15 protein-coding genes are annotated in these 17,092 nt (G+C 70.7%); 6 read left to right on the top strand and 9 right to left on the bottom strand.

Annotated elements, in window-relative coordinates:
* Positions 1 to 93: 93 nt before the first annotated feature.
* The 3 genes from hpt to folE all read left to right on the top strand — a co-directional run bounded on the left by hpt (position 94) and on the right by folE (position 3,658).
* Complete coding sequence (hpt, locus tag ACFWXQ_RS31245) at positions 94 to 654, top strand: hypoxanthine phosphoribosyltransferase (RefSeq protein ID WP_266507467.1); 561 nt, start codon at positions 94 to 96, stop codon at positions 652 to 654.
* A gap of 212 nt (positions 655 to 866) precedes the next feature.
* Entirely contained in the window at positions 867 to 2,906 is a 2,040-nt protein-coding gene (ftsH, locus tag ACFWXQ_RS31240) for an ATP-dependent zinc metalloprotease FtsH (protein WP_383935797.1), read from the top strand.
* A gap of 146 nt (positions 2,907 to 3,052) precedes the next feature.
* Positions 3,053 to 3,658: a GTP cyclohydrolase I FolE gene (gene folE, locus ACFWXQ_RS31235; protein WP_055610774.1), complete on the top strand. Its 606-nt coding sequence runs from the start codon at positions 3,053 to 3,055 to the stop codon at positions 3,656 to 3,658.
* A gap of 119 nt (positions 3,659 to 3,777) precedes the next feature.
* Here folE and ACFWXQ_RS31230 read toward each other — a convergent pair whose 3' ends face one another.
* The 6 genes from ACFWXQ_RS31230 to ACFWXQ_RS31205 all read right to left on the bottom strand — a co-directional run bounded on the left by ACFWXQ_RS31230 (position 3,778) and on the right by ACFWXQ_RS31205 (position 8,912).
* Positions 3,778 to 4,263 carry a DUF3180 domain-containing protein gene (locus ACFWXQ_RS31230; protein WP_383935736.1) on the bottom strand — a complete coding sequence of 162 codons (486 nt, stop codon included), beginning with the start codon at positions 4,261 to 4,263 and terminating at the stop codon, positions 3,778 to 3,780.
* A gap of 46 nt (positions 4,264 to 4,309) precedes the next feature.
* Positions 4,310 to 4,918: a 2-amino-4-hydroxy-6-hydroxymethyldihydropteridine diphosphokinase gene (gene folK, locus ACFWXQ_RS31225; protein WP_383935738.1), complete on the bottom strand. Its 609-nt coding sequence runs from the start codon at positions 4,916 to 4,918 to the stop codon at positions 4,310 to 4,312.
* Positions 4,915 to 5,274, bottom strand: a complete 360-nt coding sequence (gene folB, locus ACFWXQ_RS31220; RefSeq protein ID WP_383935740.1) for a dihydroneopterin aldolase — start codon at positions 5,272 to 5,274, stop codon at positions 4,915 to 4,917. Before folB ends, folK begins: the two co-directional genes overlap by 4 nt.
* A gap of 237 nt (positions 5,275 to 5,511) precedes the next feature.
* Entirely contained in the window at positions 5,512 to 6,015 is a 504-nt protein-coding gene (locus tag ACFWXQ_RS31215) for a nuclear transport factor 2 family protein (RefSeq protein ID WP_383935742.1), read from the bottom strand.
* On the bottom strand, positions 6,012 to 6,890 hold the full coding sequence (gene folP / locus ACFWXQ_RS31210) for a dihydropteroate synthase (RefSeq protein WP_383935744.1): 879 nt from the start codon (positions 6,888 to 6,890) through the stop codon (positions 6,012 to 6,014). Before folP ends, ACFWXQ_RS31215 begins: the two co-directional genes overlap by 4 nt.
* 216 nt (positions 6,891 to 7,106) lie before the next feature.
* Positions 7,107 to 8,912 carry a phosphatidylglycerol lysyltransferase domain-containing protein gene (locus ACFWXQ_RS31205; protein ID WP_383935746.1) on the bottom strand — a complete coding sequence of 602 codons (1,806 nt, stop codon included), beginning with the start codon at positions 8,910 to 8,912 and terminating at the stop codon, positions 7,107 to 7,109.
* Positions 8,913 to 9,139: 227 nt separating this feature from the next.
* On the opposite strand from ACFWXQ_RS31205, the gene ACFWXQ_RS31200 reads away from it, so the two are divergent.
* Positions 9,140 to 10,264: an alpha/beta hydrolase gene (locus tag ACFWXQ_RS31200; protein WP_383935748.1), complete on the top strand. Its 1,125-nt coding sequence runs from the start codon at positions 9,140 to 9,142 to the stop codon at positions 10,262 to 10,264.
* A 269-nt stretch (positions 10,265 to 10,533) separates the two neighbouring features.
* Positions 10,534 to 12,477, top strand: a complete 1,944-nt coding sequence (locus ACFWXQ_RS31195) for a hypothetical protein (RefSeq protein WP_386269641.1) — start codon at positions 10,534 to 10,536, stop codon at positions 12,475 to 12,477.
* Between the two features lie 150 nt (positions 12,478 to 12,627).
* On the opposite strand, the gene ACFWXQ_RS31190 is transcribed toward ACFWXQ_RS31195, so the two are convergent.
* Both ACFWXQ_RS31190 and ACFWXQ_RS31185 read right to left on the bottom strand, forming a co-directional pair.
* On the bottom strand, positions 12,628 to 14,058 hold the full coding sequence (locus ACFWXQ_RS31190; RefSeq protein ID WP_383935750.1) for a PH domain-containing protein: 1,431 nt from the start codon (positions 14,056 to 14,058) through the stop codon (positions 12,628 to 12,630).
* A complete protein-coding gene (locus ACFWXQ_RS31185; RefSeq protein WP_269653607.1) occupies positions 14,055 to 14,570 on the bottom strand; it encodes a PH domain-containing protein in 516 nt (171 codons plus the stop codon). The genes ACFWXQ_RS31190 and ACFWXQ_RS31185 overlap by 4 nt, the downstream gene beginning before the upstream one ends.
* Positions 14,571 to 14,601: 31 nt before the next feature.
* On the opposite strand from ACFWXQ_RS31185, the gene ACFWXQ_RS31180 reads away from it, so the two are divergent.
* The gene (locus ACFWXQ_RS31180) at positions 14,602 to 15,762 is read left to right on the top strand and encodes an NADH-quinone oxidoreductase subunit D (protein ID WP_360764503.1); all 1,161 of its coding nucleotides are present in this window, start codon (positions 14,602 to 14,604) and stop codon (positions 15,760 to 15,762) included.
* 43 nt (positions 15,763 to 15,805) lie between these two features.
* Here the strand turns inward: ACFWXQ_RS31180 and ACFWXQ_RS31175 are convergent, their stop codons facing one another.
* Positions 15,806 to 16,957, bottom strand: coding sequence for an SAM-dependent methyltransferase (locus ACFWXQ_RS31175; RefSeq protein ID WP_383935799.1), 1,152 nt, complete (start codon positions 16,955 to 16,957; stop codon positions 15,806 to 15,808).
* Between the last annotated feature and the right edge of the window lie 135 nt (positions 16,958 to 17,092).

Below are 17,092 nucleotides of genomic sequence, written 5' to 3'. Positions count from 1 at the left end.
TCGGGGAGCGACCCGCCCCGGAGGGCAACCCCTTCGGGGAGCGGCTCCTCTTCGGGGAGGGCCGGGAAGCAGCCGGTGGGACGACCGAAAGTGATGCGGGTGGACGCGAAAGACCTGGGCACCGACCTCAAGTCGGTGCTCATCACCAAGGAAGAGATCGACGCGAAGCTGGGCGAGCTGGCCGCGAAGATCGACGCGGAGTACGCGGGCAAGGACCTGCTGATCGTCGGTGTCCTCAAGGGCGCCGTGATGGTCATGGCGGACCTGGCCCGGGCCCTGTCCACCCCCGTCACCATGGACTGGATGGCGGTGTCCTCGTACGGGGCGGGCACCCAGTCCTCCGGAGTGGTGCGGATCCTCAAGGACCTCGACACCGACATCAAGGGCAAGCACGTCCTGATCGTCGAGGACATCATCGACTCCGGGCTCACACTCTCCTGGCTGATCTCCAACCTCGGCTCCCGTGAGCCCGCTTCCCTCAAGGTGTGCACGCTGCTGCGCAAGCCGGAGGCCGCGAAGGTCGCGATCGAAGTGGAGTGGGTCGGCTTCGACATTCCCAACGAGTTCGTCATCGGCTACGGCCTCGACTACGCGGAGAAGTACCGGAACCTGCCGTTCGTCGGTACGCTCGCGCCTCACGTATACGGCGGCTGAGGCACCCTGGAGGGACGGCGTCCCACTGACAGGGGTCCAACCCCTGTAGGACGTCCGGGAACCCCAGCGGGTTTCGCGCCGTTGGAGCATGCGTAGACGGGTTTGTCAGCCGGACCGCGCAGCTTCGGGTGACAATGCTGAGGTACCGTCCGAAGAACAGTCTTATCAAACTCACTATGGCAGGAGGGACGGGGCGGCATCGCTCCGTATGGATGGACGTGAAGCGATACTTCCGTGGGCCGGTCATGTGGATCGTGCTGGCCGTCCTTGCCGTGGTCGTGTTGATGCAGGTCGTCGGCTCGTCCGGTGGCTACAAGACGGTGGACACAGGCCAGGTCGTCCAGGCGATCAATGACAACAAGGTCCAGCAGGCCAAGCTCACCACCGGCGACGAGCAGGTCATCAAGATCGAGCTCAAGGACGGTACAAAGGTCGAGGGCAGCTCGAAGATCCAGGCGAGCTACATCGGCGACCAGGGCGTGGCCCTGGCCACCACCCTCCAGGACAAGTACCAGAACAAGCAGATTCCGGACGGCTACACGGTCTCGCCGACCAAGCAGAACGCTTTCGTCGGCATCCTGCTGTCCCTGCTCCCCTTCGTCCTCATCGTTGTCGTCTTCCTGTTCCTGATGAATCAGATGCAGGGCGGCGGCTCCCGGGTCATGAACTTCGGGAAGTCCAAGGCGAAGCTCATCACCAAGGACACCCCGAAGACGACGTTCGCCGATGTGGCGGGCTCGGACGAGGCGGTCGAGGAGCTCCACGAGATCAAGGAGTTCCTCCAGGAGCCGGCGAAGTTCCAGGCCGTCGGGGCGAAGATCCCCAAGGGCGTGCTCCTCTACGGGCCTCCCGGTACGGGCAAGACGCTGCTCGCGCGTGCTGTCGCGGGTGAGGCGGGCGTCCCGTTCTACTCGATCTCCGGTTCCGACTTCGTCGAGATGTTCGTCGGTGTCGGTGCCTCGCGAGTCCGTGACCTGTTCGAGCAGGCCAAGGCGAACGCCCCGGCGATCGTCTTCGTCGACGAGATCGACGCGGTCGGCCGCCATCGCGGCGCCGGCCTCGGCGGCGGTCACGACGAGCGCGAGCAGACGCTGAACCAGCTGCTCGTCGAGATGGACGGCTTCGACGTCAAGGGCGGTGTGATTCTCATCGCCGCCACGAACCGTCCTGACATCCTCGACCCGGCCCTCCTGCGCCCCGGCCGCTTCGACCGCCAGATCGCGGTCGACCGCCCGGACATGCAGGGCCGTCTGGAGATCCTCAAGGTCCACCAGAAGGGCAAGCCGGTCGCTCCGGACGTCGACCTGGGCGCGGTTGCCCGGCGGACGCCCGGCTTCACGGGCGCCGACCTGTCGAACGTGCTGAACGAAGCCGCGCTGCTCACCGCACGCAGCAACCTGAAGCTCATCGACAACAACATGCTCGACGAGGCGATCGACCGTGTGGTCGCGGGCCCGCAGAAGCGGACCCGGATCATGTCGGACAAGGAGAAGAAGATCACCGCGTACCACGAGGGCGGACACGCCCTGGTCGCGGCGGCGTCTCCGAACTCCGACCCGGTCCACAAGATCACGATCCTCTCCAGAGGCCGTGCTCTGGGCTACACGATGGTCCTGCCCGACGAGGACAAGTACTCCACGACCCGCAACGAAATGCTCGACCAGCTGGCATACATGCTGGGCGGGCGCGCGGCCGAGGAGCTCGTCTTCCACGACCCGACCACGGGTGCCGCGAACGACATCGAGAAGGCCACTGCCACGGCCCGCGCGATGGTCACGCAGTACGGCATGACCGAGCGTCTCGGCGCGATCAAGTTCGGCGGCGACAACACCGAGCCCTTCCTGGGCCGGGAGATGTCGCACCCGCGCGACTACTCGGAAGAGGTCGCCGCGCTCGTCGACGAAGAGGTCAAGAAGCTCATCGAGAACGCGCACAACGAGGCCTGGGAGATCCTGGTCGAGAACCGTGACGTCCTCGATGCGCTGGTTCTCCAGCTGCTGGAGAAGGAGACGCTGAGCAAGGAGCAGATCGCCGAGGTCTTCGCTCCCCTCGTCAAGCGTCCGGCCCGCCCCGCGTGGACCGGTTCCTCCCGGCGCACGCCGTCCACCCGCCCGCCGGTGCTCTCCCCCAGGGAGCTGTCACTGACGAACGGGACGAACGGCGCCAGCCCCGCGATCACCGCGAGCACCAGTGCCTCCACCGAGGCGCTCCCGGTGACCGAGTCGGCCCCCGAGGACCGTTCCGAGAGCTGATCCAGGCTCGGGTGCGACACGTCTCACCTGGCCCGGAACGAATGCCGCGCCCCTCAGGTCTTAGCCTGGGGGGCGCGGCATCGTTGTATGCCCGAACATGAGACGCGTGATCCGTACGCGTCGCAGGCTCAGGAACGAGGCACGAGATGACCGATCCCGTGACGCTGGACGGCGAGGGCACGATCGGCGAATTCGACGAGAAGCGCGCCGAGAACGCCGTACGAGAGCTGCTGATCGCGGTCGGTGAGGACCCGGACCGTGAGGGGCTGCGGGAGACGCCGGGGCGGGTGGCCCGGGCGTACAAGGAGATCTTCGCGGGGTTGTGGCAGACGCCCGAGGACGTCCTGACGACGACGTTCGATCTCGGCCACGACGAGATGATCCTGGTCAAGGACATCGAGGTGTTCTCGACGTGTGAGCACCATCTGGTGCCGTTCAGGGGTGTCGCGCACGTCGGGTACATCCCGAGCACGAACGGCAAGATCACGGGGCTGTCCAAGCTGGCCCGGCTCGTGGACGTCTACGCCCGGCGGCCGCAGGTTCAGGAACGACTCACCACGCAGATCGCCGAATCGCTGATGGAGATCCTGGAGCCGCGTGGCGTGATCGTGGTGGTCGAGTGCGAGCACATGTGCATGTCGATGCGGGGGATTCGCAAGCCGGGGGCGAAGACCATAACGTCGGCCGTTCGGGGGCAGCTGCGGGATGCCGCGACCCGGAACGAGGCGATGAGCCTCATCATGGCTCGCTGAGCGCGGCGGGTCGCTTCGCGGGACGTTTTCCCTCACGGGAACGCTTCGCGGTACGTGCGGGTTCGTTGTGGCCGGGCGCGCAGTTCCCCGCGCCCCTGGAACTACGGGGCTGCGCCCCGTTACGTTGCTCGGGCCGTGCCGCCGTTCGTGTCGTCGTCCTCCGGGAGTTTGCAGACGCGCTCCAGGAAGAAGGCGGCTGCTATGACGGCGATGCCGGCGAGGACGGAGAAGCCGGCGTAGATGGCCTGGTCGCGGCGGGCGGGGATGTCGAGGGACTCCAGGAGGAAGACGCCCGTGCCGCCGTACATACCGGCGACGAGGGCGGCCACGAGGGCGCTGGCCTGGCCGAAAACGACCGCTCGGGCCGCCATCATGGGGTCGACGCCCTTCGCGTCGGGGCGGCGCTCGCGCTGGGCCTTGAGACGGGCCCGCAGGGAGAGCGCCGTGGCCAGGAGCACGACGGCGATCAGAGCGAGGACGATGGGGGCGGCCAGCGGAACCCGGGGGAGTGTCCCGACCGAGTTCCACAGGCGGGCACCCGCCCAGGACAGCAACCCGGCGACCAAGAACACCGCGGCCAGCGTCCTGATGCGCAGCTCTTTCACATTGCCCCTTCGATCGGCCCGCCTGTGTGCGTCTCGACCTTAACGACTACTCGGGCAGCTGGAGTTCCAGGTCGGCGCGGGGCGCGACACCTTCCCTGGGGACGCCGGCCAGCAGGTGCGCCACGGGGCCGCGGCCGGGGAGCTGGGCCTCGGGTTCCACGTCGTACCAGGGCGCGAGGACGAAGGCGCGCTCGTGGGCCCGGGGGTGGGGCAGGGTCAGGACCGGGTCGTCGGAGACCACGTCCGCGTACGCCACGATGTCGACGTCGATCGTGCGGGGGCCCCAGCGCTCGTCCCGGACGCGGTGGAAGGCCTCCTCGACCGCGTGGGCCCGCTCCAGGAGCGAGGAGGGCGGCAGGGTCGTCTTCAGCACGATCACCGCGTTGAAGTACGTCGGCTGGCTGCCCGGGGCCACGCCCCACGGCTCCGTCTCGTAGACCGGAGAGACCGCCTTGATGCGGACGCCCGGGGTGTCCTCCAGGGCGTCGATGGCGCCCTGGAGGGTCTCCAGACGGTTGCCGAGGTTCGAGCCGAGGGAGATCACGGCGCGCCTGGGGTTCTGCAGGGTCGTGTCGGCGGCGTCCACGCGCTCCACCACGGAGGCGGGCACCGGCTGGACGGTCGGGTCGCTCTGGCCCTCGGTGAACGCGGTCATACTCGGCTCCGGATGATGGTGACGGTCACGTCGTCGAAGGGGACCGTGATCGGGGCGTCCGGCTTGTGGACGCACACCTCGACCTCCTGGACGCCTTCGTGCTTGAGGCACGTCTGTGCGATGCGCTCGGCGAGCGTCTCGATGAGGTTCACCGCCTCGCCCTGGACGACGGCCACGACCTCCTCCGCCACGATGCCGTAGTGCACGGTCTTCGTGAGGTCGTCGTCGGCCGCGGCAGGCCGGGTGTCCAGGCCCAGCGTGAGATCCACGATGAAGGTCTGGCCCTCTTCGCGTTCCTTGGGAAAGACACCGTGGTGCCCACGGGCCCTGAGGCCGCGCAGCGCGACACGATCCACGCGAATCACTCCTGCTGTCGTCGGTAACGGCGGGCTCTCCCGAGTGCGGTCGGCAACACCAGCCACATTCGAATCTACCTGCGAGCACTGACAGCGCTCCCCCGCAGGGGGCTCGCCCCGCGCGGGGGCAAGGAGGGTTCATCGAGTGTTTTCCTGGGGGAACGCGACGACTAACGGGCTGGTAGCCGCGCATACCCCGGGGCCGGTGATCTCAACCTCTGCTTGGCCCCTACCCACTCAAGCGGGCGACTCGTCGTCTTCTTCCTCGCCGGATTCGGCCAGTACGGGTGAGGCGTGGTGCGACCAGAGTTTCCAGCCCTCGGGTGTGCGGCGGAACACATTCGTGGCGACGACGAGCTGGCCCACGAGCGGGCCGAGTTCGTCGCTGTCCTCGGGCGACGGGCCGCCGCTGAGGATGTTCTCCGTGCAGGTCACCAGGGCGGTGTCGCCGGTCACCGAAACATGCACGTCGGTCAGGAAGAACTGGATGTACTCGGTGTTCGCCATGATCAGCGCGTACGACCTCAGGACCTCGCCGCGGCCGTTGAGCACGGGCCAGCCGGGGTGGACGCAGGAGATCTCACCGGCCTGTGCGGGGTCGTGGTACTCCTCGTCGTGGCCCAGGTCGGACGGGGTCAGCCAGATCGACGACAGCTCCTCGAAGTCGCCCCGCTCCATCGCCTCGTAGAAGGCGGTGTTGGCGAGTTCGACCTGCTCGACGTCCGTGTGGGGGGCGCTCACCGGTCTCCCTCTGCGGTCCGGGCGCCCTCCACGGCCCGGGCGACCCGGACGGCGTCGGCAGTGGCCCGTACCTCGTGGACGCGGACGGCCCACGCGCCCTGGTGGGCGGCGAGCGCGGAGACGGCCGCGGTGGCGGCGTCCCGCTCCCGGGCGGGGGGCGGCGCGCCCTCGGGGCCCGCCAGTACGCGGCCCAGGAACCGCTTGCGGGAGGCGGCCACCAGCACGGGGTGCCCGAGCTCCCGGAGACGGTCGAGGTGGGCGAGGAGGATCAGGTCGTGCTCGGCCTCCTTGGAGAAGCCGAGGCCCGGGTCGACGACTATGCGGTCCGCGGCGACGCCGCCGGCCAGAACGGCCTCCACGCGCGTGTGGAGCTCGGCGACGACTTCGGCGACGACGTCCACGTACGACCCTCGTACGGTGCTGCCCTGGAGGAAGCCGCGCCAGTGCATGACCACGAAGGGGGCGCCCGCGGCGGCGACGGCCGGGATCATCTCCGGGTCGGCGAGGCCGCCGCTCACGTCGTTGACGAGGACGGCGCCCGCGGCGAGCGAGCGCTCGGCCACGGAGGCGCGCATCGTGTCGACCGAGACGGTGACGCCCTCCGAGGCGAGGCCCCGGACGACCGGGATGACGCGCTTGAGCTCCTCCGCCTCGTCGACGCGCGCGGCGCCGGGGCGGGTGGACTCGCCGCCCACGTCGACCAGGTCCGCGCCTTCCGCGACCAGGTCGAGGCCGTGCTTGACGGCGGCGGTCGTGTCGAACCAGTGGCCGCCGTCCGAGAAGGAATCGGGGGTCACGTTCACGACGCCCATGACCGCGCAGCGGTCCCACTCCGGGAGGCCCGCGACTTGGCTGCGCCCGCTCCTTTTGCTCATGTCCCCAGCGTAGGCCCCCGACGGTGAGCGGTTGGTCGCCCTTGGTGTGGTGGGGGCGCTCCCGCAGGTTCCGTTCTCGGCTGCCGGCCGTGGTGGGCTGGTCGCGCAGTTCCCCGCGCCCCTGACGGGGCACAGCGAACCGACCGCCGCGCGGCGCGGGGGTGGGCGTCGCGTGGCGGTCGGGGTTTGTGGTGTGGGGGCGGGGCGCGGAGGCGGTTACGCCGCTCGTGCGTCTCGTTTCGTCACGGCGTGGGCGCAGGGGCGCGGGGCCGGGGCGCGGCGGCGCAGGAGGCGGGGGAGGGCGAGGTTCACGAAGCCCTCGGCCTGCATGGCGGCGAAGCCGATGCGGGGGAGGTCGCGGGAGGAGCGGTAGACGACGAAACGGGGCTCCCAGTAGGGGCGGAACTTCGCGTTGAACTTGTACAGCGACTCGATCTGGAACCAGCGGGAGAGGAACACCAGCAGACCGCGCCAGGCCCGCAGGACGGGGCCGGCGCCGATCTTCTCGCCACGGGCCAGGGCCGCGCGGAACATCGCGAAGTTCAGGGAGACGCGGGTGATGCCCAGACGGGGGGCCGCTTGGAGGGCCGCCACGATGAGGAGTTCGTTCATGCCGGGGTCCGCCGAGCGGTCGCGGCGCATGAGGTCCAGGGAGACCCCGTCGGTGCCCCAGGGGACGAAGTGGAGTACGGCCTTCAGGTCGCCGTATGGGCCCGGATCGGTGTCTTCCTTGTGGGCCGTCGCGATGAGACAGTCGCCGTCCTCCGGGTCGCCGATGCGGCCGAGCGCCATGGAGAAGCCGCGCTCGGTGTCCGTGCCGCGCCAGGCCTCCGCGGCACGCCGGATCCGGTCCAGCTCGCCCTCGCTCAGGTCACGGATGCGCCGTACGCGGGTCTCGTAACCGGCTCGCTCGATGCGCTTCACCATCTGGCGTACGTTCCGCATCGCGCGTCCGGCCAGGGAGAAATCCGCGACCTTCACCACCGCCTCGTCGCCCAGTTCGAGGGCGTCGAGGCCGGTCTCGCGGGTCCAGACCTCGCCGCCCGTCTCGGAGCAGCCCATGACGGCGGGCGTCCAGGAGTGGGCCTTCGCCTCGTCCATGAAGCGTTCGATCGCGCCGGGCCAGGCCTCGACGTCGCCGATCGGGTCGCCGCTGGCGAGCATCACTCCGGAGACGACGCGGTACGTCACCGCCGCCTTGCCGCTCGGCGAGAAGACGACCGCCTTGTCGCGGCGGAGCGCGAAGTGGCCGAGCGAGTCGCGGCCGCCGTGCTTGTCCAGCAGGGCGCGCAGCCGTGTCTCGTCGTCCTCCGTCAGTCGCGCGGCCGGGTGTTCGGGGCGGAAGGCCAGGTAGATGGTGGTCACGGCGGTCAGCAGGCCGAGCGCGCCGAGGGAGAAGGCCACCGTCCAGGACGTGTTGCCCTGGTAGTCGACCGGCCCCTGGAAGCCGAACAGGCCGTACAGCACATGGCTGATGCGGTCCGCGAGGCTCGGATTGCCGACCATCCGGTCGGGGTGGGCGCTGACGATGACCAGGCCGAGGAGGAGTGAACCCGCGCCCATCAGGACGAAGTTGGCGAGTGCCCGCCAGCGGCTGCGCGGGTCGGGCAGTGCCTCGAACTCGCTCCGGTGGCGCAGCAGCGGGGCGAGCAGCGCCAGCGAGATGAGGACCCCGATGAGCGAGTGCCGGTAGGTGAACTGGGCGAGGGCGCCCGCCGGGAGCAGGATCACCGCGGCCCGCCACGCCCGCCGCTTGCGGCGGCGCAGACCGTGGGCGAGGAGCAGCAGCAGGACGCCCGCGCTGAGGGACAGGGCGGCCGCGAACGGACCGAACGCGCCCGGCAGCACCTCGGCGAGCGTGTGCATACGGCTGTTGCGGAAGCGCGGGAAGACACCCGCCGCGATGTCCAGAAGCCCTACGAGCGTGCAGGCCCTGGCGACCAGGGCGGGAACGGCCTCCGGGCGCGGACCGCGGAGTACGCCCCGCAGTCGGCCCGTTCGAGCCGGAACCTCGCCCGACATTTCCCCATCTATCCTGACAGACATCGCATCCCGTAGTTCCGCGAGAGACCTTGAATCCGGTGCCAATCCGGCATCCGGCGACATTGCGCCCTCTAGGACGGTGTCTTGGGGAGACAGGTTCACTCCCCATCGGAAAACCGTTTCAAAGGGCAAGGAAAGACCGGGGCAAGGCGCCGTGAAGGAAGCGGCGCCCGTCACCGGCCGGAAAGCGCAGGCAGGAACAGCCCATGGGTCTCACGAGCAACAAGTTGCTGGCATTCGCGGTCCTCTTCGCCGTGCTGCTGTTCGTCGGCACGGTGTGGTGGTGGCCGCGGCTCGCGCGTCGCAACTGGCGTGCCGTGTCCGGGCGGATCGGCCTCCTGCTGGCCACCCAGGTCGCGATCTTCGCGTCGGTCGGCCTCGGCGCCAACCAGGCTTTCGGGTTCTACGCCAGCTGGGCCGACCTCCTCGGCCGGGAGTCGGGCCAGGGCATCGTCGTCGACCATGACGCCGGAGGCGCGAACGGCCCGCTCCAGGTGGTCGACACACGACAGGTAAACGTCTCCGGCGGGACCCGGCCGCAGATCGGCGGGCAGATCCAGAAGGTCGACATCGTGGGCCGGCGGACCCATATCGCCTCTCCCGCGTACGTCTATCTGCCGCCGGAGTACTTCCAGCCGCAGTACCGCACCCGTACGTTCCCGGCGACTGTCGTACTGACCGGCTATCCGGGCACCGCCGAGGCGCTCATCAAGGGCCTGCACTATCCGCAGACCGCCCACCGGCTGGCGAAGAACGGCACGATGCAGCCGATGATCCTGGTCATGATGCGGCCCACCGTCGCGCCGCCCCGCGACACGGAATGCGTGGACGTTCCCCGCGGCCCGAAGACCGAGTCGTTCTTCGCCAAGGACCTGCCCGACGCGGTATCGCACCACTACAGGGTGGGCAAAAAGCCCGGGAGCTGGGGAATCGTCGGCGATTCCACGGGCGGATACTGCGCGCTGAAGCTCGCGATGCACCACCCGGAGACATACGCCGCCGGGGCGGGCCTTTCCCCCTACTACAGGGCGCCGAGCGACCCCACGACGGGCGATCTCTTCCACGGGGACGAGGAGTTGAAGAACCGCGCCGACCTGATGTGGTACCTCAAGCACAGGCCCGCGCCCGACACCTCACTGCTCGTCAGCAGCAGCAGGAACGGCGAGAGCAACTACCAGGAGACGCTGCGGTTCATCGACCTGGTGCAGGCGAAGAAGCCGACCCGGATCTCGTCGATCATCCTCGACAGCGGAGGACACAACTTCAACACCTGGCGGCGCGAGATCCCGGCGACCCTGCAGTGGATCGGCGGACGGCTGAGCGACAGATGAGCGACCGCTGACGGTCTTTTCCCGGTCGGCATTCTTTCCCACTCGGAATTCCGCAATCCGCAGGAGAAGGGTCGATTCGGGAGAAGGTCGATCAAGAAACAGGGGCCGCGCAGTGGCAGTTGGGGCGGCCGATGAGGGACCGAAGTCGTGGTCTTCGAGCGGCCGGTGCGGAGATTGCCCGGTGATGGTGCGGTGAGAAGGTCTCGGTGTGGCTGTGTTTTTGCCCCGCGGGGCACCACGATTCGCCTACGCGCGGTAAGTTTCTGGCCATGCCACGAGGACGTCACCGCCATTCCCCACCTCTGCACCGGCTGTTGCCCCCCTCGGCGATCGCAGGCGTCTCCGCCGTCTGCGCCGCGGGGCCATGGCTGTTCTCCGAAACGTTGGTGCTCCGAGGGCTCGCCGCGGGTGCCGCGGTGACGGCTGTCGCGGGCGCGGTCGTCATGCGCCGCTGGGACGCGGCGGCGGGCAAACGGGTCGCGGACCTCACGCGCGCGCGGGCGAGCGACGAGTGGCGTCACGAAGAGCGGGCCGCCGAACTGGAGACCGATCTCGACGAGTCGCGCGAGCTGCGCACCAAGCTTGAGCAGCGGCTCCGTTCGAAGCGCGCCGAGCTGCAGGGGCTGCGCAACGAACACGCCGCGCTGCTGCGGCGATACGCCACGGCGGAGACCGAGCGTGCCACCGCGCTGGAGGGCCGCCGGCTCCTTGAGATAGAGGCGACCGCTCCGGACCGGGCGGCATTGCCCGCGGCGGCTTCGATATCGCCGGATACGGACGAGACGGCATCCGCCTCCGCCCAGGACGCGGTTCCCGAGGCGACCGCGGCGACGGTCCAGGCCGCCCTCGCGGCGTCCGCGGCGGCCTCGGTCCTCTACGTGAAGGCCAACGCGGCGCTGGACCGGCTCGCGAAGCGTGCGGTCGTCGATACGGCCGATACGACCGATACGGCCGATGTGACTGATGAGGCCGATGCGACCGAGGGCGCGGGTTCTGCGGGCGACTCCGCGGACGACGTGTCAGAGGACGGCACGCCTGCCGAGCACGTGACGGCGGAGGACGGTTCGGCTACGGCCGACTCCACGACGGATGCGGTGACGGACGACTCCTCTGCGGCCGAGTCCGAGTCCGAGTCCGGGACCGAGGCCAAGTCTGAGCCCGAGTCCGAGACCAAGACCGAGCCTGAGGACACCGTCCCCGAGGCGGCCGGCTCCGACGCCGATTCCGCCTCCGTCTCCGCCTCCGCCTCCGCCGAGGACGGTTCGGTTCAGGACGAGACCGCGGTGGACGGCCCCGTCCAGGACACCCCGGCCCCGAACCCCTCCGCCAAGGCCGGCCCGGTCAAGCGGGCCACCACGAAGGGCGGTGGCCCCAAGGGCTCGCCCTCACCGGGAGGCCCCGGCAAGCGGGCGCCCCGGCCGAACGGTTCCCCGAACGGCTCCGCCAAGGGCGCGTCCGCGGCCGGCAGCACCGTGACCGGTGCCCCCGCCAAGGGTGACGCCGGGCAGGAGGGCGAGACGCGGGGGAAGTCCGAGGCGGTCGGCGGTCATGAGCGCACGGCCGCCGCGACCGCACCGACATCCGCGCGGCCCGCCCGGGCCACGCAACGCACGCAACCCGCCGACACCGTACGGCCGCACGCGCAGGCCACCGCGACCGATGTGACGCCCCAGCGGTCCACCGCGACCGACACGACCACGGCTCCCAAGCGGTCCGCGGCGATCGACGTGACGCCCCTGCAGTCCACGGCGACGCGTACGGCGCCCGCCCCCGAGCCGTCGCCGGGCACTGCCCTCGCGCGGCCCACCCCGTCCGAAGTGGCCCGTGTGCGGCGGCGGCCCGAGACCGGGGCGACGACCCACTCCCCGACGAGCGCGGCCGCCCTCACCCCCGCCGCACGGCCCGCCGGGCACTTCACCGTGCCCACGGCCGTCGCGGTCGCGCCGGCCTCGCCCGCGCGACGCCCCTCCGTGGAGGGCGGGTTCGACTTCTTCGGTACGCAGAAGGGCGACGAGGCGCTGGAGGCCGTACAGAACGAGGACCTCGCCGACGTGGTGGGCCAGGAGGCGCTCGCGCTCCACAAGGCCGAGTCCGAGTCCGAGTTCAAGCCGGTGAGCGAGGAGTCCCGCGGTGTCGGCCAGGTCATCGACCTGACCGCGCACGACGAGACGGAGCAGATCGACCTGGTGGAACTGCGGAGCGCGGTTTCGTAGGACGGGGAGGACGGGCAGGACCGCTCGGACCCACCTGGGCCCCGGGCCCCGACCGTTCGCGTATGTGATGAGGGCAGTGGCAACCCGCCACTGCCCTCACGCCGTTCGCTCCCCATGGGCCAGCAACGGCCGCCAGTAACAGCCAGGCTCTCAGGCCATCCACCGGTCCGGCCGGGCCTCCCGCCGACCCGTGCGCGAGCGGTCCGCCTGTCCGTACAGCAGCTCCGCGGCCTCGGAGGTGTCCCGCAGCCGGGCCGTCACGGTCTTGTTGGCGCCGGTGTCCACGCGGACGTCGGCCAGCCCCTTGCGGCGCTGCCACGGCCCCTGTTCCAGGCGCACGCTCTGCACCTTGGCGTGCGGCACGAGCGCGATGCTGCGGCGCAGCAGCCCGTGCCGGGCCACGAAGACGCTGTCGGTGACAGCGAGTCCGTAACCCCGCCACCAGAACGGCACGCACCAGCCCGCCCGGCGCGGCGGCCGCGCCAGTGAGGTGGGCACGGTCACCCCCGGCAGCACGCGCGCGACGACCGCGTCGGCGACCTCGCGCGGAGCGACCGGCACCAGCACGGAGTTGGACGACCCCGCCACGTCCAGCTCGACCCGGACCCACCCGCGCCGCCGCCAGAGCAGCGGTTCGACGATGCGTACGGTCTGGACGCGTCCGGGCGGCACCGTCTCGTGCGCACGGTCGAGGAGCCCGTGGTCGATGCGGAGCCCGTCCGGGGACTCGCCCACGGTCCAGTCGTACTCGCCGACGAACCGTCCCACACTGCTCGCGCCGGCCGCGCCGAGCAGCGGAAGCGCCGTCGCGAGGACCGTCCACACGCTGTGGGTGGCGAACCACAGCAGCGGCGGTACGACGAGCGCGGCGGCCAGGGTTCCCCAGGTGGCGCCGGTCAGGACGAGCGACACGGCGAGGACACCGGCCGGCACGTGGAGCAGCCGCTGGACCGGTGCCTCGCCCACCTCGTGTGCCGTCTCGGGTGCGAATCCGGCGGCCCGGGCGAGCAGTTCGGCCCGCAGTATCCGGGCCTCCTCCTGGCCCAGATAGGCCAGCTCGTCCTTCTTGTCGGTGCCGACGACGTCGAGTTTGAGTTTGGCGACGCCGGCCACGCGGGCCAGCAGCGGCTGGGTGACGTCGACCGCCTGGAGCCGTTCGAGCCGGATGTGCGCGGTGCGCCGGAACACCAGGCCCGTACGGATGCGCAGTTCGGTGTCGGTCACCGCGAAGTGTGTGAACCACCAGCTCAGAAAGCCGTAGAGGGCGGCCCCCAGGACGGCTGCGATCAGGACGGCCGTCAGTGTCATCGTGGTGAGCCGGGTCAGCTGCCGCTGTGCCTGGTCGGGGTCGTGCACGGCCCAGCCGGCGATCACGGCGACGGGCGCCCACGCGCGCCGCAGCGGCGTCACGGGGTGCAGCCGCCGCTCGGGCGGCCCGGTCGTGTCCTTCCGCCCGTCGTCGGACACCTCGCCCGGCACGGGCGCCTCCTGCGGTACGGGCGCCGCCTCCGGTGCGGATGCCTCCTGCGGTACGGGCCGGGGCTCGTCCCGTACGTCCTCGGAGGCGCCCGGCGTCGTCACAGGCCCGCCGATCGGGCTTCGCCCAGCTCGGTGAGCCGGTCGCGCAATCGTTCCGCCTCGGCGGGGTCCAGCCCCGGAATGCGGGCGTCCGTCGCCGCGGCCGCCGTGTGCAGCTGCACACTGGCCAGCCCGAAGTGCCGCTCGACGGGGCCGGAGGTGACCTCGACCAACTGCATCCGCCCGTACGGCACGACGGTCTCCTCCTGCCACAGCACACCCCGGCTGATCAGCAGGTCGTCCGCGCGCTCGGCGTACCGCCAGGACCGCCAGTTGCGGCCCAGCATCGGCCAGCCCCACAGCAGCACCGCGAGCGGCAGCAGGGCGAAGGCAGCCCAGCCGGGCCCGGCGAGCAGGCCGAGCAGCAGGCCCGTACCGACGGTCAGCAGCCCCAGCCACACCACCAGCAGCAGCCGTCGCATTCTCAGCAGCCCCGGCGGGAGCCCGATCCACACCGGCTCGCCCGCCGCCTGCCCCGCTGTCCGCCCCGCGTTTTCCGAGGTCCCCGTCTCCATGCCGCAAGCGTACGTACGCGACACTGTTCCCATGACTCCTACGACGGGTCCCACCGAGACCATGGTCGGCATCGGCGGCGCCGCGGAGAGCACCGACATGGTGCTCAACATCGGGCCCCAGCACCCGTCCACACATGGGGTGCTGCGGCTGCGGCTCGTCCTCGACGGTGAGCGGATCCAGCACGCGGAGCCGGTGATCGGCTATATGCACCGCGGCGCCGAGAAGCTCTTCGAGGCGCGCGACTACCGCCAGATCATCATGCTGGCCAACCGCCACGACTGGCTCTCCGCCTTCTCGAACGAGCTGGGTGTGGTCCTCGGTGTGGAGCGGATGCTCGGCATGGAGGTGCCCGAGCGCGCGGTGTGGACGCGCACGCTGCTCGCGGAGCTGAACCGGGTCCTGAACCACCTGATGTTCCTGGGGTCGTACCCCCTGGAGCTGGGCGGGATCACGCCGATCTTCTACGCCTTCACCGAGCGCGAGGAACTCCAGCACGTCATGGAGGAGATCTCCGGCGGGCGCATGCACTACATGTTCAACCGGGTCGGCGGCCTCAAGGAAGACATGCCCGCAGGATGGACCACACGCGCGCGTGCGTCCGTCTCCGGAGTGCGCTCCCGCATGGACCGCTTCGACGACCTGGTCCTCGGCAACGAGATCTTCCGCGGTCGTACGAGGGATGTGGGCGTCCTCTCCAAGGAGGCCGTGCACGCCTACGGAGTGAGCGGGCCCATCGCCCGCGCCTCCGGCGTCGACTTCGACCTGCGCCGGGACGAGCCGTATCTCGCGTACGGGGAACTCCAGGACACCCTGAAGGTCGTCACGCGCCAGGAGGGCGACTGTCTGGCCCGCTTCGAGTGCCTCCTGGAGCAGACCCACGTCGCGCTCGACCTCGCCGACGCCTGTCTGGACCGGCTCGCGGAGCTGCCCCCGGGTCCCATCAACCAGCGGCTCCCGAAGGTCCTGAAGGCCCCCGAGGGCCACACGTACGCCTGGACCGAGAACCCGCTCGGCATCAACGGCTACTACCTGGTCAGCAAGGGCGAGAAGACCCCGTACCGGCTGAAGCTGCGCTCGGCCTCGTACAACAACATCCAGGCGCTGGCGGAGCTGCTCCCGGGCACGCTGGTGGCGGACATGGTGGCGATCCTGGGGTCGCTGTTCTTCGTGGTCGGGGACATCGACAAGTAGGACCGTGGAACGGGGGCGGGCCGGCCCTCCAGGAAACCGCGCTCTACGTAGAGGGCTGTTCGCCGCCGGGGAGCGGGTCCGGAATTCCTACCGGCTGCAGCAGCCACCCGAAGTCGCCGAGCCCGCCCCGCGCGGTCAGCTCGGCGGCCTCACCCGCGCCCGCGAGAGCCCGTACGTACGCCGTCGGGTCCGTGGAGGCCAGGGCCAGGGACGGCCGCTCCCCGCTCACGCCGAGGGCGCCCAGTGCCTCCCGCTGGCTCAGCAGCCGCGCTCCGGGCCGTGCGCACGCGTCCAGCGCCACATGCGCGGTGATGTCACAGGAGCCGTCGGGCACGGGTGCGGTCTCCCTGCCCTCCCTGAACCCGGTCAGCGTTCCGAAGGGCGGGCGGGCCCCCGCGAAGTGCGCGTAGTCCACGGCCACGGCGAGACCCCGGCCGAGGGAGGCCACGGCGGCGGCCCAGGCGGCGTCCCTGGGGAGCCCGATCTCCGCGCGGAGGCCTTCGGCGGGGACTCGGCTGCCGCCTCCCGGGCCCTGGAGGCCCTCTGCGGGCGGGCGGACGTCCTCGGCCGGGAACGGGCCGCCGGGAGCTTCAGGGCGCGGCAGCGGGCTGCCTGGAGCGTCGGGGAGCAGGAGTCGGCCGTCCGGAGGGCCGGTGAGCGGCCACCACCTCGCCAGCCACTCCGCCTCCGCCCCGGCCACCGGATCCCCAAGGGACTCCGTCCCGTCCTCCCGTACGAGAACGAGCCGTGCCGTGCCCTCCGCGTCCACCTCGGCCACGTCCAGGGGCACGTTGTCGAGCCACTCGTTGGCGAACAGGAGGCCCGTGACGTCCGGCGGGGGCTCCGGGAGCCACTCGATACGGTGATCGAGTCCGGCGGGGCGGGCGGCCCGTTCCACGGCGTACCCACGCGCGCGGGAGGCCACTTCGGCGGGGAGGGCCTTCAGGACGCCGGACACCAGCTCGCCGCGGCCCGCGCCCATGTCGACGAGGGCGAGTTCGGCGGGGTGGTCCAGCGCCTCGTCGACGAGGCACAAGAGCCTGGCCACGGCCCCCGCGAACAGCGGTGACGCGTGCACCGAGGTGCGGAAATGGCCCGCGGGCCCCTCGGGACGGCGATAGAAACCGGAGGGCCCGTACAGCGCCTCCTCGGTCGCCGGGCGCCACCCGCGCACCGCGTCCGCCCGGTCACACATCACTGCGCTCACCACTGCTCCCGACCGCTTCCACCGCGTCAGGTTAAGCGCCGAGTCGAGTGTGGCCTCCACCTTGGGGAGTACGAGCACCGGTTACGGATCGACCCTCCGGTTGACCCCTGCACACAGCACGCT

This window comes from Streptomyces sp. NPDC058697 (genome assembly GCF_042715345.1).
Lineage (GTDB): Bacteria > Actinomycetota > Actinomycetes > Streptomycetales > Streptomycetaceae > Streptomyces > Streptomyces liliifuscus.
The sequence above is the reverse complement of the archived record's forward strand: the minus strand, read 5'-3'. Positions and strand labels throughout refer to the sequence as shown.